The 13,141-nt window shown below is 66.8% G+C and carries 16 protein-coding genes; 7 read left to right on the top strand and 9 right to left on the bottom strand.

The window, feature by feature from the left end; genetic code table 11:
* Positions 1-117 precede the first annotated feature (117 nt).
* Positions 118-804 (top strand): guanylate cyclase, encoded by a 687-nt coding sequence (locus G6N26_RS23515; protein ID WP_067168265.1) that lies wholly within the window; start codon positions 118-120, stop codon positions 802-804.
* On the opposite strand, the gene G6N26_RS23510 is transcribed toward G6N26_RS23515, so the two are convergent.
* A complete protein-coding gene (locus tag G6N26_RS23510) occupies positions 801-1,124 on the bottom strand; it encodes a putative quinol monooxygenase (protein ID WP_083017014.1) in 324 nt (107 codons plus the stop codon). The two genes, G6N26_RS23515 and G6N26_RS23510, sit on opposite strands and share 4 nt — an antisense overlap.
* Before the next feature lie 363 nt (positions 1,125-1,487).
* Positions 1,488-2,075 carry a peptidoglycan endopeptidase gene (locus G6N26_RS23505; protein ID WP_372509312.1) on the bottom strand — a complete coding sequence of 196 codons (588 nt, stop codon included), beginning with the start codon at positions 2,073-2,075 and terminating at the stop codon, positions 1,488-1,490.
* Between the two features lie 262 nt (positions 2,076-2,337).
* On the opposite strand from G6N26_RS23505, the gene G6N26_RS26630 reads away from it, so the two are divergent.
* On the top strand, positions 2,338-2,499 hold the full coding sequence (locus tag G6N26_RS26630) for a hypothetical protein (protein WP_179960258.1): 162 nt from the start codon (positions 2,338-2,340) through the stop codon (positions 2,497-2,499).
* Positions 2,500-2,594: 95 nt separating this feature from the next.
* Here the strand turns inward: G6N26_RS26630 and G6N26_RS23495 are convergent, their stop codons facing one another.
* From G6N26_RS23495 to ychF, 5 genes are all read right to left on the bottom strand, one after another.
* Positions 2,595-2,978, bottom strand: coding sequence for a hypothetical protein (locus G6N26_RS23495; protein WP_082991280.1), 384 nt, complete (start codon positions 2,976-2,978; stop codon positions 2,595-2,597).
* 62 nt (positions 2,979-3,040) lie between these two features.
* Complete coding sequence (locus G6N26_RS23490; RefSeq protein ID WP_083017020.1) at positions 3,041-3,439, bottom strand: VOC family protein; 399 nt, start codon at positions 3,437-3,439, stop codon at positions 3,041-3,043.
* A gap of 99 nt (positions 3,440-3,538) precedes the next feature.
* Positions 3,539-4,090, bottom strand: a complete 552-nt coding sequence (locus G6N26_RS23485; RefSeq protein ID WP_083017023.1) for a VOC family protein — start codon at positions 4,088-4,090, stop codon at positions 3,539-3,541.
* 47 nt (positions 4,091-4,137) lie between these two features.
* Entirely contained in the window at positions 4,138-4,782 is a 645-nt protein-coding gene (locus tag G6N26_RS23480; RefSeq protein WP_083017027.1) for a class I SAM-dependent methyltransferase, read from the bottom strand.
* Between the two features lie 76 nt (positions 4,783-4,858).
* Positions 4,859-5,932 (bottom strand): redox-regulated ATPase YchF, encoded by a 1,074-nt coding sequence (gene ychF, locus G6N26_RS23475; RefSeq protein ID WP_083017029.1) that lies wholly within the window; start codon positions 5,930-5,932, stop codon positions 4,859-4,861.
* Between the two features lie 141 nt (positions 5,933-6,073).
* On the opposite strand from ychF, the gene G6N26_RS23470 reads away from it, so the two are divergent.
* On the top strand, positions 6,074-7,198 hold the full coding sequence (locus G6N26_RS23470) for a DUF6542 domain-containing protein (RefSeq protein ID WP_179960257.1): 1,125 nt from the start codon (positions 6,074-6,076) through the stop codon (positions 7,196-7,198).
* A 5-nt stretch (positions 7,199-7,203) separates the two neighbouring features.
* On the opposite strand, the gene G6N26_RS23465 is transcribed toward G6N26_RS23470, so the two are convergent.
* The gene (locus G6N26_RS23465) at positions 7,204-8,202 is read right to left on the bottom strand and encodes a 4-hydroxy-3-methylbut-2-enyl diphosphate reductase (RefSeq protein WP_067165721.1); all 999 of its coding nucleotides are present in this window, start codon (positions 8,200-8,202) and stop codon (positions 7,204-7,206) included.
* An 89-nt stretch (positions 8,203-8,291) separates the two neighbouring features.
* Here G6N26_RS23465 and G6N26_RS23460 point away from each other — a divergent pair, with 89 nt between their 5' ends.
* From G6N26_RS23460 to G6N26_RS23445, 4 genes are all read left to right on the top strand, one after another.
* On the top strand, positions 8,292-8,891 hold the full coding sequence (locus G6N26_RS23460; RefSeq protein ID WP_067165725.1) for a lipid droplet-associated protein: 600 nt from the start codon (positions 8,292-8,294) through the stop codon (positions 8,889-8,891).
* On the top strand, positions 8,888-10,135 hold the full coding sequence (xseA, locus tag G6N26_RS23455; protein ID WP_067165730.1) for an exodeoxyribonuclease VII large subunit: 1,248 nt from the start codon (positions 8,888-8,890) through the stop codon (positions 10,133-10,135). The genes G6N26_RS23460 and xseA overlap by 4 nt, the downstream gene beginning before the upstream one ends.
* Positions 10,125-10,394, top strand: coding sequence for an exodeoxyribonuclease VII small subunit (locus tag G6N26_RS23450; protein ID WP_083017031.1), 270 nt, complete (start codon positions 10,125-10,127; stop codon positions 10,392-10,394). The genes xseA and G6N26_RS23450 overlap by 11 nt, the downstream gene beginning before the upstream one ends.
* A gap of 61 nt (positions 10,395-10,455) precedes the next feature.
* Positions 10,456-11,568: a 3-beta-hydroxysteroid dehydrogenase gene (locus G6N26_RS23445; RefSeq protein WP_083017032.1), complete on the top strand. Its 1,113-nt coding sequence runs from the start codon at positions 10,456-10,458 to the stop codon at positions 11,566-11,568.
* Here the strand turns inward: G6N26_RS23445 and G6N26_RS23440 are convergent.
* The gene (locus tag G6N26_RS23440; protein WP_067165742.1) at positions 11,565-13,109 is read right to left on the bottom strand and encodes a carboxylesterase/lipase family protein; all 1,545 of its coding nucleotides are present in this window, start codon (positions 13,107-13,109) and stop codon (positions 11,565-11,567) included. The genes G6N26_RS23445 and G6N26_RS23440 overlap by 4 nt on opposite strands.
* Positions 13,110-13,141 lie beyond the last annotated feature (32 nt).

The following is a 13,141-nucleotide window of genomic DNA, read 5'->3' as shown; positions in this document are numbered from 1 at the left end:
GCGCGCTGGTTGTGATTGACTGGTGTGCCCGCGACGCACGGCACCGCGACGCGCAGGCGGGAACAAGATGACGACGAGATCGGCGAAAGCCGCAGCGGCGAACGGGCTTACACGGACATGCTCACCTTGAACCAAGCGCTCGAGGAAACCCGCACGGGCGATCTTTGGCTGTTTCGCGGCGGCTCGGGACCCGACCGTGCCATCCAGACTCTGACGAACGCGCCGGTGAACCACGTCGGCATGACGGTGGCCATCGACGATTTGCCGCCGCTGATCTGGCACGCCGAACTGGGTGACAAGCTCGTCGATCTGTGGACGGGGACGAACCACCGTGGAGTGCAGCTCAACGATCTGCAGCAGTCCGTCTTGCAGTGGACTCAGCGCTACCACCAGCGGTGCTGGCTGCGCCAGCTGACTCCGCCGGCCAACCGCGAGCAGGAGAGCAAGCTGCTGCGCGTCATCGCCCGCATGGACGGCACCGCGTTTCCGACCACCATGCGCCTGACCGGCCGGTGGCTGCGCGGTCGCCTGCCAAACCGCTACGACTGGGCACGCGGAATCCCGTTCGTGGACAAGAAGGTTCGCGAGTCGGCACAGCGACGCAAGGAGCGCCAGCGCCTCGGTCTGGAGGCGGCCTACTGCGCAGAAACGGTGGCCATCACCTACGAAGAAATGGGCTTGATGGCCACGGACAAGTACTCGAATTGGTTCGACCCCGGTTCGTTCTGGAGCGGTGACAGCCTGCCGCTCACACCGGGATACGCGCTGGGCGACGAGATCGAGATCGCGGTGGCCGGCGGTTAGCCGATCGCCATCTCGCCCATCTCGGACCAGCCGGTGGCCGCGAGAGTCTGGTTGATGATCTTGGGCGTGGATTTCAGCGCCTGCGGAAGTTCTTGCATGGCACGCTTGAAGTGATCGCTGTTGACGTGGGCGCCGCCCGCCTCATCGTCCCGGAACGCCTCCACCAGGACGTACTCGGCCGGGTTGTCCAGACTGCGCGACCACTCGAACCACAGGTTGCCTTCCTCGGCACGCGTCGCTGCCGTGAACGCAGCGACGAGTTCGGGCCACCGGTCGGTCCACTCGGGCTTGGTTTCGAACTTGACGACGATGAAGATCATTGCGGCCCCACCTCGGTTCGCCGATTGCCATGTGCCCGCACCGCGGGCAGCGCCAGCTTATCCGGCGGCGGGCAAGGCCGCGGCGGGACGCCGGGCGCGATTTCCGGTCAGCGAGAGCCCCAGCAAAGTGCCCTCACGAGTCACAAACAAACCATTAGTGAACTTTCGTCGCGGCACGCACATCCGCCACTCCCGCGAAAAGTGTCGCAGCTCACAAACGGCCTGACGCCGGTGTCATTTCACTCTTCCGCGGCCCAGCGGGATGGGTGTCGCAAATCGGTCCGAATGAACCGACAGAATGGTTAGCGGCGCCCATCCCATTTGTTATTAATCCGCAATTATCGCGTCGCCGGATAAAAACAATCAGAGTTCCGGTGGTGCATCCATCGCCGGCGCCGGCGCATCGATTAAAACGGCGGGCTCTTCCGGCGGCGGGGGTGGCGCGTCCGGCGCAGGCGGAGGTGCGTCCGGCGCAGGCGGCAAATCCTCCGGCGCGGGCGGCAGATCCTCCGGCGGAGGCGGCAAAGCGTCGGGCGGCGGCGCACCACCGTCCTCCAGTTCCATCGGGAGAAACATGTGATGGGTGAATCCCGCCTGGTAGGCGCCTGGCCCGCCGAGGTGCACACCGCCACGCTCACCGCTGGCCACCGACGTTCCGTCGGGCAGCGTCACCGCGGTGTGGCCACCGTTCCAGCCGATGACCAAGGCGTTGGGCGCCGTCCCGTATTGGAACCCACGCGCCAACAGCGCGGCTTCTTCGTTTCCGGTATTAAATCGATCTCCAAAAACTGGCCTATCGGTTGCGGCATTCGCAATCCACGAAGCGAGTCCCGAACAATCAGTCCCGGCGGGAGAATCTCCGCCCGAAATATACGGGGTGCCGGAGACCTGATTGATCAACGACATCAATGTTGCAATAACGACCATGGGCAGCGAGGCTAGCAATAACATTTATCGCAAACCAAAATTTGTGGCGCACGTCATTCGGTAAACCCACAATGACCTGTGCCGCAGCTAGAGGAAACTTATTACACACGGGTATATTTTTGGCGGCAAATTGCTCGCATTTAAGCGATCCCGTTTCGCGGGAGTACCCACTGGCTCGTCGCCTCACCCATCAGGCCGGCTCGCGGCCCCATTCGCTTTGGGCGCTCTCACGGTCCACGTCGGCCTGCTCCCGCTTCGCGCGCGCCTCTACGCGTTGCGCTCCTTCATGGGCGCGCTGCAATCGCGTGCGTTCGCGCTCTGCGCTCGTTCCCTCGCGTTCGTCCGCGCGATGCTCTCGTTCGTCCGCCGCCCGCTCGCGTTCGTCGGCAATCTGGTCGCGCTGATCGGCGACCCGGTCCCGTCTGCCGGCCAGAAATTCGCGCTTTAGAGCTCAGACTCCCGCTGGGCCAGGGTTCTTTCGCGCTCCTCGAGCGCGTCGACCCGGTGTTCCAGCTCCTCGGACGGGCTCGGCGCGGTGCCCGCTCAGATGGGCGTCCATATTCCGTTGTTCCATAGGCCCCAATCCGCGTCGGTCGGGTTCCACATCAGTTGGGCCCCGGGCGCCCACGCCGGTTGAGGCGGCTGCGGCGGTGCCCACGCCGGCGGGGGTCCCCAGGGTCCCCAGCCCGAGGGGGCGGTCGGGCCGCCCGGGTGTTGCCAGTCGTGGCAGCGATGCCAGTCCCAGTCCAAGACGTTGCCCCAGGCCGGATTCCATGGATCGCCCGGGCACCAGTGATCGGTGGGTGCCGGCGCCGCCTGCGCGCCCGGGCCGCCGGACAGGCCCAGCACCGACAGCGCCCACGCGCTGCCCACCAGCGCGCTCGTTGCCCGCCGCAGCCGCGTTCCCGTTCGCTTGACAGTCGTCATCTCCCAAGGATTTCCCTGGACCGGACTCCGGGCAAGTAGTTGTTCGGATTTGTGGACTGCGATCAGAGCCCGAACTTGGCGCACGCCTCATCGGTGACCGGAGTGAAGAGGTTGACGAGGTTTCCGTCCGGATCCCGGAACAGCAGCGCGCGGTTGCCCCACGGCATGGTCGTCGGCGTCGTCACGACCTCGGTGACATGCTGGCGGAGCCGCTCGTATTCGGCGTCCACGTCCTCGACGAGGAATTCCACAATGGCGCTCCGGTTCGCTGCCGGCTCGGCGGATCCGGCCCCGAACAGCGGCACCGTCTTGTCGCTACCGATGGCCAACGTGCCGGCCGGGGTCGGAATCTCCGCGAACAACTCGTTGCCCCACACGGCCGCAATCTGGGTGACCGTCTCGTAGAAACCCACCAGCCGCTTCACGTCGGCGGTGATGATGCGGGTCGATACGAACTTCATACGATCCTCCTGCAGGCCATGGTGGGTGTGGGTGTCGTGCGCGAAGGATGCTAACCGCCGCCTCCGACAACGACCGCGGAACTCGACGCCGCCGCCCGGTCATCGGGCCGGCAGGATTCTCCTGGCCTGCAACGTGACGCCCGGAACCGTGTTCGCCAGGTCCGGCCGGCTCTTCGCGAAGGAACGAATCGCGCGATAGAACGCCCAAAGCTGGCGAGGCGTGGGAACTTTCGGCAGCCAGGCCAATTCCCAGTGAATCCCATTGATCGGGTCGTCGAAGAACACCGCGTAGTAGCCGGGCCAGTACTGCGGGTAGTCCTTCGGCTCGTCGGTGACGGGGATCGCGCGTTCGACCAAGAATTCACGATGGAAGCGGTCGACCTCTGCCCTGCTGCGCGCCCACAACGCGATGTGGTTGATGCCGACCGCCTGGTCGGAATGCGTCAACTTTTCGCCGGTGCGGGCGGGCTGGATGCCGATGTAGCTGTGCGGGTTGACATTACGCGTCATGTAATACGTCGACTGGTATTCCATGTTGAGCGACGAGAAACTGCTGTAGCCGAGCCAGCCGAACAGCGCGTCGTAGAACGCGATCGAGTCGTCGTAGTCCAACACCGCGAACTCGACGTGACACACACCCCGCCAGCGCATCGTGCCTCCTCCTTGTTGGCATTGCAGCGAACTCGGGAGTCGCCACGTCAGCCCGGCAACTCGCACACCAGAAGATGGGAGGCGCGTTGGCCCCGACCGACGCGCCTGTCCTCAATCTGACCGAAACCCGCCTCGCGGATAAGCGGCACAAGTTCGTCGATGGGGCGCAGCCGGAATCCATGGCGGGTGAAGGGCATCTTGGACATCTGATCCGGATCACCAACCCCGAGTACCAGTCGCCCGCCCGGTCGCAGCACTCGAACTAGCTCGCTCAGTGCTGCGGCCAGGTCCGGCACGAAATAGATCGTGTTCGTCGAGATGATCGCGTCCAGTGCGGAATCGTCAAGAGGCAGGCTCTCCATCCGACCGGAATACAGACGTAACCGCCCACGAGCAATGTGGTCAGAGAACCGGCGCTTTGCCTCAGTGAGCATCGTCTCCGACATCTCGATGCCGTGCACAACCGTGCCGTCGCAATCGAGCAAGATGTCGAGTCCGACGCCTCCTCCAAATCCGATGTCGGCGACTTCGGTCGCTGGTCCGCAACCCGTGGCGGCGACCGCAGCGACGACAATTGACCGATTGCCACGGTTGAGTAGCCGTCCGACAACCCGGCCTGCGAACCCGGTTGGTTCACCGAGCTGGCGAGCCAGCGCGGTAAGCGCACGTTCAACCAGCGGCATGGCGATCATTAGACCAGCTGCTGAAAACCCGTGTCGCCGAATCTCGATTCTGCGCGATGCTTGTTCGCGTTGAACTGGAACTCGCCTACACGTTGAACCGGAACTCCACCACATCACCGTCGGCCATGACGTAGTCCTTGCCCTCCATGCGGACCTTGCCGGCGGCCTTGGCCGCCGCCATCGAACCCGCGGCGATCAGGTCGTCGTAGGAGACGATCTCGGCCTTGATGAAGCCCTTTTCGAAGTCGGTGTGGATCACCCCGGCGGCCTTGGGCGCGGTATCCCCCTGGTGAATCACCCACGCGCGCGCCTCTTTTGGCCCCGCTGTGAGATAGGTCTGCAGTTTGAGGGTGTGAAACCCGGCCCGCGCCAACGCATCCAGCCCACGCTCGGTTTGGCCGATGGACTCCAGCAGTTCGGCGGCCGACTCGTCGTCCAACTCCTGCAGCTCGGCCTCGATCTTCGCGTCCAGGAATACCGCGTCGGCGGGGGCGACCATCGCGGACAGCTCGGCCTTGCGCGCGTCGTCGGTCAGCACGGACTCGTCGGCGTTGAACACGTACAGGAACGGCTTGGTGGTCATCAGGTTCAGCTCGCGCAGCAGGGACGTGTCGACACCCGCCGCGAAGAGCGTCTTGCCCGAGTTCAGCACCGCCTCCGCGGCGACGGCCGCCTCGTGCACGGGCTTACGCTCCTTGTTGTTGCGGGCCTCTTTCTCCAGCCGCGGGACGGCCTTCTCCAGCGTCTGCATGTCGGCGAGGATCAACTCGGTCTCGATCACCTCGATGTCGGAGGCCGGATCGACCTTGCCGTCGACGTGCACCACGTCGTTGTCGGCGAACACCCGCACGACCTGGCAGATCGCGTCACACTCGCGGATGTTGGCCAGGAACTTGTTGCCCAGCCCCGCACCCTCGGAGGCGCCCTTCACGATTCCGGCGATGTCGACGAACGTCACCGGCGCCGGCACGATCTTCTCGGAGTCGAACAGCTCCGCCAGTTTGTCCAGCCGCGGATCGGGCAGCGGAACGACGCCCTCGTTGGGTTCGATCGTCGCGAACGGATAGTTGGCCGCCACTACGTTGTTCCGGGTCAGCGCGTTGAACAACGTCGACTTGCCGACATTGGGCAGGCCGACTATTCCCAGGCTCAGGCTCACAGGGAGCCAAGTCTAGGGGTCATCGCGGCGTCGGACGATCGGGACCGGCACGCGGCCGATCGTGCGCGAGAGCGGGGCACGCCACAGGATCGCTACGAGGTATTTACGGGCCTTTCGGTCCATTCCCGGTACGGTCTACATGTGTCAGCACAGCGGGCTAGTGCGACGGTGGACAGTGCCCACCGTTCGGTCCACCCCAACATCCCAGGCGCCCCCTGGTACGCAGCCCTGCTCATCGCCGTCACGGCGACCGCTATCGGGTACGGAATCGACGCTGGTCACAAGGAACTGACCCATGTTTTCGCGGGCTTCTATATAGCGGGTTGTGTGGCGGCGGTGCTCGCGGTGCGCCAGGACGGCATCTTCACCACGATCATCCAGCCGCCACTGATCCTGTTCTGCGCGGTGCCCGGCGCCTACTGGCTGTTCCACGACGCCAAAATCGGCCGCCTCAAAGACCTGCTGATCAACTGCGGCTATCCGCTGATCGAGCGCTTCCCCCTCATGCTGGGCACCGCCGGCGCCGTGCTGGCGATCGGACTGGCCCGCTGGTATTTCGGAAACGCCCAGGGCGCAACCACGGCGAGCACGTCCTCCGGCGCCACCAGCGTCGACGTCAAGTCCTTCTTCAACACCATCGGCGCCAAACTGCAGTCGGTGCTACAGCCCGATGCCGACGACACCGACGAGGCCTCCGAGCCGCGCCGCGGTCGCACGTCGGGCTCGTCGGACCGGACCCGCCGGACGGCCCGAGACGGTCGCTCCTCGACGCGTTCAGCGCGGGCCCGCTCCCGGCACGCGCGGCCACCCCTCGACGACGAGTCGGTCGAGCGGCCCGAGCGGCCACGGCGCAGCGCCCGTCGAAGCCCGGCGGCCGCCCGCGATTACGACGCCGCCGAACCGCCGCGTCGGTCACGCCGACGCCCCCGCCCCGAGGGCGACCCGGAGCCGCGACGCGAGCCGCGCACCCGCCGCAATCCCTACGAGCGTCCCTACGACCGCCCCGCGCCACGCAGTAGCCGTTTCGATGGCTTTGAGTCCTACGGCGACAGGTACGACGACAGCCGCGAGCCCTACGAGCCGCGGCGACGGCGCCCCCCGTCGACCGGGAGCGGCGGGACGCATCACCCCATCTCGCAGGTCCGCTACCGCGGCGGCACCCAGGACCAGCCGCGGGAGCCGCACACCGAGCGGCGGGGTCGCTCACGGACGCCGGGCCGCGCACACGGACGATCCCCGGCGGAATCCTGGGAATACGACGGCTGAGGCCCTCAGCGGGCTGAGCGGATCTCGCGCGGCAGGGCGAACACGAGGGTTTCCTGCGCGGTGGTGACCGGTTGCACCAGGTCGAAGCCGCACTCGGCGAGCCGCTCGAGCACGCCTTGCACCAAGACCTCGGGGACAGACGCCCCGGACGTGACGCCGACCGTGGTGACGCCCTCGAGCCATGCCGGGTCGATGTCGTCGGCCCAGTCGACCAGGTGTGCGGCGGCGGCCCCGCCGCCCAGCGCCACTTCCACCAGCCGCACCGAGTTCGACGAATTGCGCGACCCGACGACGATCACCAGCTCGCATTCCGGCGCCATCGCCTTGACCGCGACCTGCCGGTTTTGCGTCGCATAGCAGATGTCGTCGCTGGGCGGGTCCTGCAGCTTCGGGAATCGTTGCCGCAGCCGCTCGACGATTTCCATGGTCTCGTCGACCGACAGCGTGGTCTGCGAGAGCCAAACCACCTTGTCCTCGTCGCGGACCGTCACGTTGTCGACGGCGGCCACCCCGTCGACCAGCTGCACATGGTCGGGCGCCTCCCCGGCGGTGCCGACCACCTCCTCGTGGCCCTCGTGGCCGATGAGCAGGATGTCGTAGTCGTTGCGGGCGAAGCGCCGGGCCTCGTTGTGCACCTTGGTGACCAGAGGGCAGGTGGCGTCGATGGTGTGTAGGTTGCGCTCGGCGGCCGCCGAGTGCACCGAGGGCGCGACGCCGTGCGCGGAGAACACCACGATGGCGCCTTCGGGCACCTCGTCGGTCTCCTCGACGAACACCGCACCGGCCTTCTCCAGCGTGCTGACCACGTGCCGGTTGTGCACGATCTCGTGACGCACATAGACCGGCGGGCCGTGCTTCTCCAGCGCGCGCTCGACGGTCTCGACGGCCCTGTCCACGCCCGCGCAGTAACCGCGCGGCTCGGCCAGGAGCACGCGCTTGCGGGTCGGGGTGACGGCTACCGAGCTGGCTGCGCCGGGAATCCCCATGTCGACGGTCGAGGGCATGTCCCCCAGGGTACGTTCTGCCGACACGGGGTTGCCAGCTCGCGGCAGCGGGCTTGGAGTTAGCCGCCGCTTAAGGCAATCTTGGACCCATGGCTACTGCACCGTATGGGGTTCGGCTGCTGGTCGGCGCGGCGACGGTCGCCGTTGAGGAGACCATCAGGCTGCCGAAAACCATCCTGATGTACCCCATGACACTGGCCAGTCAGGCGGCACACATCGTGATGCGTTTCCAACAGAACCTCGCCGAGCTGGTGATCAAGGGGGACAGCACCCTCGAGTCGATTTTCCCGCCCAAGGACGAGAAGCCGGAATGGGCGACGTTCGACGAAGACGTGGACGACGCGATCGACGGGGCATTTGCCGCGGTGACCGACGGCAGCGAGGGCGAGCGCAGGGCCGAGGGACGGTTCGCGCTGTACTCGGTGGCCGACGCGCACGAAGACGCCAGCGCCCTGACCAAACCCGCCCGCCCCGCGAAGAAGCCGCCCGCGAGCTCGGCGGTGTCGCAACCCGCGGTGGCCACCGAACTGGACTACGCGGCCCTGACGCTGGCCCAGCTGCGGGCCCGTCTGCAATCGCTGAGCGTGGATGAACTCGAAGCCCTGCTGGCCTACGAGCAGGCGACCAAGGGCCGCGCGCCGTTCCAGACGCTGCTCGCCAACAGGATCACCCGCGCGAACGCGAAGTGACCCCGGCCGCGACGTCCGAACCGAATTCCGCCGAGAACCCTTTTCCGGTGCGCGCGGTGGCGATCCGGGTGGCCGGCTGGATCGACAAGCTGGGCACCGTCTGGGTGGAGGGCCAGCTCGCCCAGGTCTCGATGCGCCCCGATTCCAAGACCGTGTTCATGGTGCTGCGTGACCCCGCCGCCGACATGTCACTGACCGTGACGTGCCCGCGCGACCTGGTGCTCAACGCGCCGGTGAAGCTGGCTGAGGGCACCCAGGTGGTGGTGCGTGGAAAGCCGTCGTTTTACACCGGCCGTGGCACATTTTCATTGCGGCTCAGCGAGATTCGCGCGGTGGGAGTGGGCGAGCTGCTGGCACGCATCGATCGGCTGCGCAGGCTGTTGGACGCCGAAGGGCTCTTCGATCCCCGGCTCAAGCGGCCAATCCCGTTCCTGCCCAACCTGATCGGCCTGATCACCGGCCGCGCCAGCGCAGCCGAGCGCGACGTGAAAACGGTGGCGGCGGGGCGCTGGCCGGCGGTGCGTTTCGCCGTCCGCAACACCGCGGTCCAGGGGCCCAACGCGGTCGCGCAGATCGTCGACGCCCTGCGCGAGCTCGACGGCGACGCCGACGTCGACGTCATCGTGCTCGCCCGCGGCGGCGGCAGCGTCGAGGACCTGTTGCCGTTCTCCGACGAGACGCTGTGCCGCACGATCGCCGCGTGCCGCACCCCGGTGATCAGCGCGGTCGGTCACGAACCCGACAATCCGCTGTGCGATCTGGTCGCCGATCTGCGTGCGGCCACCCCAACCGACGCGGCCAAGAAGGTGGTTCCCGACACCGCGGCCGAACAGCGGCTGATCGACGACCTGCGCCGGCGCAGCGCACAGGCGCTGCGCAACTGGGTATCTCGCGAACAACGGGCCCTGGCCCAGATCCGCAGCCGGCCGGTGCTGGCCGAACCGCTGGCGGCGCTGACGGCGCGCGGGGAGGAGATTCACCGCGCGCGGTCGGCGATTCGCCGCGACATCACCCGGCTGGCCGCCACCGAAACCGAACGGATCGGCCATCTCGGCGCGCGGTTGGCGACGTTGGGGCCAGCGGCCACCCTGGCGCGCGGCTATGCGGTCGTGCAGACGGTCGGTCCCACCGAGAGCCAGGTGTTGCGGTCGGTCGACGACGCGCCGGCGGGTGCCCGGCTGCGGGTGCGGGTGGCCGACGGCGCCGTGGCCGCGGTCAGCGAAGGACCGGCCGATGGCGCGTAAGAACGACGGCGGGGACGGCCCCGCCGGCCCGGAGGAGACCGAATCCATTACACCTATTAGTAACCTCGGCTATGAAGCGTGCCGGGACGAACTGATCGAGGTCGTGCGCCAACTAGAGCAGGGTGGCCTGGACCTAGACGCGTCGCTGCAGCTATGGGAAAGGGGCGAGCAGCTGGCCAAACGCTGTGAAGAGCATTTAGCTGGAGCCCGCAAGCGAATTGAGGACGCACTCGCGTCCGGCGATGGCGACGGCGCCTGAATCGCGCGACATCGGAGGGCTGCGTTGAAAGTTTTTTTCCGAACTGGAACACGTTTCAGTTATGATTTGCCCCATGGGTGATGCATCGCTGACGGCCGAACTCGGCCGCGTCCTGGTCACCGGGGGGTCCGGATTCGTCGGCGCCAACCTGGTGACCACCTTGCTCGACCGCGGGCATCAGGTCCGCTCGTTTGACCGCGCCCCCTCGCCGCTGCCGGAGCATCCTGCGCTCGAGGTGCTGCAAGGAGACATCACCGACACGGCCGTGTGCGCCGAAGCGGTCGATGGCATCGACACGGTGTTTCACACCGCGGCGATCATCGACCTGATGGGTGGCGCGTCGGTGACCGAGGAGTACCGGCAGCGCAGCTTCGGGGTCAACGTCGGGGGTACCGAGAACCTGATCCGCGCCGGGCAGGCGGCCGGGGTGCAGCGCTTCGTCTACACCTCGTCGAACAGCGTCGTGATGGGCGGACAGAACATCGCCAGCGGCGACGAGACCTTGCCCTACACCGGCCGGTTCAACGATCTTTACACCGAGACCAAAGTGATCGCCGAGCGATTTGTATTGGGCCAGAACGGCTCCCCGAATGGTGGGGCCGGCCTGCTCACATGTGCGATTCGGCCCAGCGGCATCTGGGGCCGCGGTGACCAGACGATGTTCCGCAAGCTGTTCGAAAGCGTGATCGCCGGTCACGTCAAGGTGCTGATCGGTCGCAAGTCGGCGCGGTTGGACAACTCCTACGTGCACAACCTGATTCACGGTTTCATCCTGGCGGCCCAGCATCTGGTTCCCGGCGGCACCGCGCCCGGCCAGGCGTACTTCATCAACGACGCCGAGCCGATCAACATGTTCGAGTTCGCCCGGCCGGTGATCGAGGCCTGCGGCGAGAATTGGCCCCGGGTCCGGGTGAACGGTCCCGTCGTGCGCGCGGCGATGACGGGTTGGCAGCGGCTGCATTTCCGGTTTGGGATACCCGCGCCGCTGCTCGAGCCGCTGGCCGTCGAGCGGTTGTATCTGGACAACTTCTTCTCGATCGCCAAGGCGTCTCGCGACCTCGGCTATCAGCCCCTGTTCACCACGGAGCAGGCGCTGTCGGAATGTCTGCCCTACTACGTGGGGATGTTCGACCAGATGAAGCGAGAAGCGTTGGCGGGCAAGGCGTCCGTCTAGCGAAAGCTCACCATCTCGCTGCCCCACGCGGCGCGGATGTTCGCGTCGACGTCATGCGCGAGGGCGTCCTTCTTGCCGATGAGCAGGCAGGCACGATCGCTCGTCCGGTACGGCGGCCATTCCGGCTCGCCCGCGGGGCCCGCGGGGTTGGCGTGCGCGGCGAAGTTGATCCATCGGGCACGCACCCGTTTGGAGACCGCCTTGGCGGTTCTGGTGCCACCGAGTTTCAGCGTGGGATCCTTGGGCGCACCGAGAGTTCCCCAGACGTAAGGCAATTCGGTGGCGTGCGCGGCCCCGACCGTCAGCAGCTTCAACAACGGGCTGGCGTAATCGAACCGGTACAGATACACCTTCGCCACCCGGGCGTGCCCCTCGGCCAGCCACACCGAGGGCATCCGGAAGCCGACGTCGGTCGCGATGCGCAGACTCCGTGCCTTGCGCCGCAATCGCGAATACGCCGAGCCGATCACTTCCTCGGTGGGCAACTGCAAATCGGGTTGTTCCGCCGCGATCTGGTTGAACATCGAGGTGATCGCGCTCGGGGTGATCGGCATCAATGGCGAGCGCATCAGCCGGAAGAGGGCCGCCTCGTGTTTGTTGGTGCCGATGATCAACGGCACCGGATGGGTGCGGCCCTCTTGCGCAAGCTTGACCGGGTAGTCGCCCAGCAGGTCACCGTCGACGATCGGCACGAACGCCAGAGTTCCCGGGTTGCGCGCCGGCACTTCGTCGAAGACCTGTTGCGACGCGGCCAGGATCGCCGCCATCGGCATGTCGACCAGCCGCTGCGACTCCGACGGCGCGATTCCCAGTTTGTCGAGGAACGCTTGGGTGACCCGATGCGCACGGTCGCGGTCATACACCGAGGTGGCCGGCGAACTCTGCGCGATCGCGCCGGCGAACAGGCCCTCGGCCGCCGGGCTGGCCAACAGCGTCGTGACGATGCCCGCCCCGGCGGACTCACCGAACAGGGTGACCCGTCGCGGGTCGCCGCCGAAGGCGGCGATGTTGTCGCGCACCCACTCCAACGCCGCGATCGCGTCGCGCAGCCCCACGTTCGAGTCGAACCGTCGCCCTGCCGTGTCGAATGACGCCAGGTCGAGAAAGCCGAGCACCCCGAGCCGATAGTTGACGGTCACCACGACGACGTCGCCGTGGCTGACCAGCCTGCTGCCGTCATAGAGCGTCTGGCTGCTCGATCCCAGGACGTAGGCGCCGCCGTGCAGCCACACCAGCACCGGTTTGGCGTCGCCGGGCCGGGTCTCAGAGGATGCCCAGACGTTGAGCCGCAGGCAGTCTTCGCCCTGCGGTGCGCCCAGATCCAGCGGCATGTTGGGAAAGATCGGTTGCGGGCAGGCCGGCCCGAACACGGTGGCGTCGGCGATCTCGGTCCAGCGCTCGGGCGGTTGCGGCGCCCGAAAACGTAAGTCGCCCACCGGCGCCGCCGCGTAGCGAATGCCCTTCCACGCCGTGACGCGGCCCTCGTCGACACCGCGGACCGGGCCGTAGCTGGTTTCCATCACCAGGTCATCGATCGCCATGCGCGTGCACAATCTCCCGAGTGAGCTCAAAG

This window comes from Mycobacterium marseillense, assembly GCF_010731675.1.
GTDB lineage: Bacteria > Actinomycetota > Actinomycetes > Mycobacteriales > Mycobacteriaceae > Mycobacterium > Mycobacterium marseillense.
This window is presented reverse-complemented; position numbering and strand designations above follow the sequence as displayed.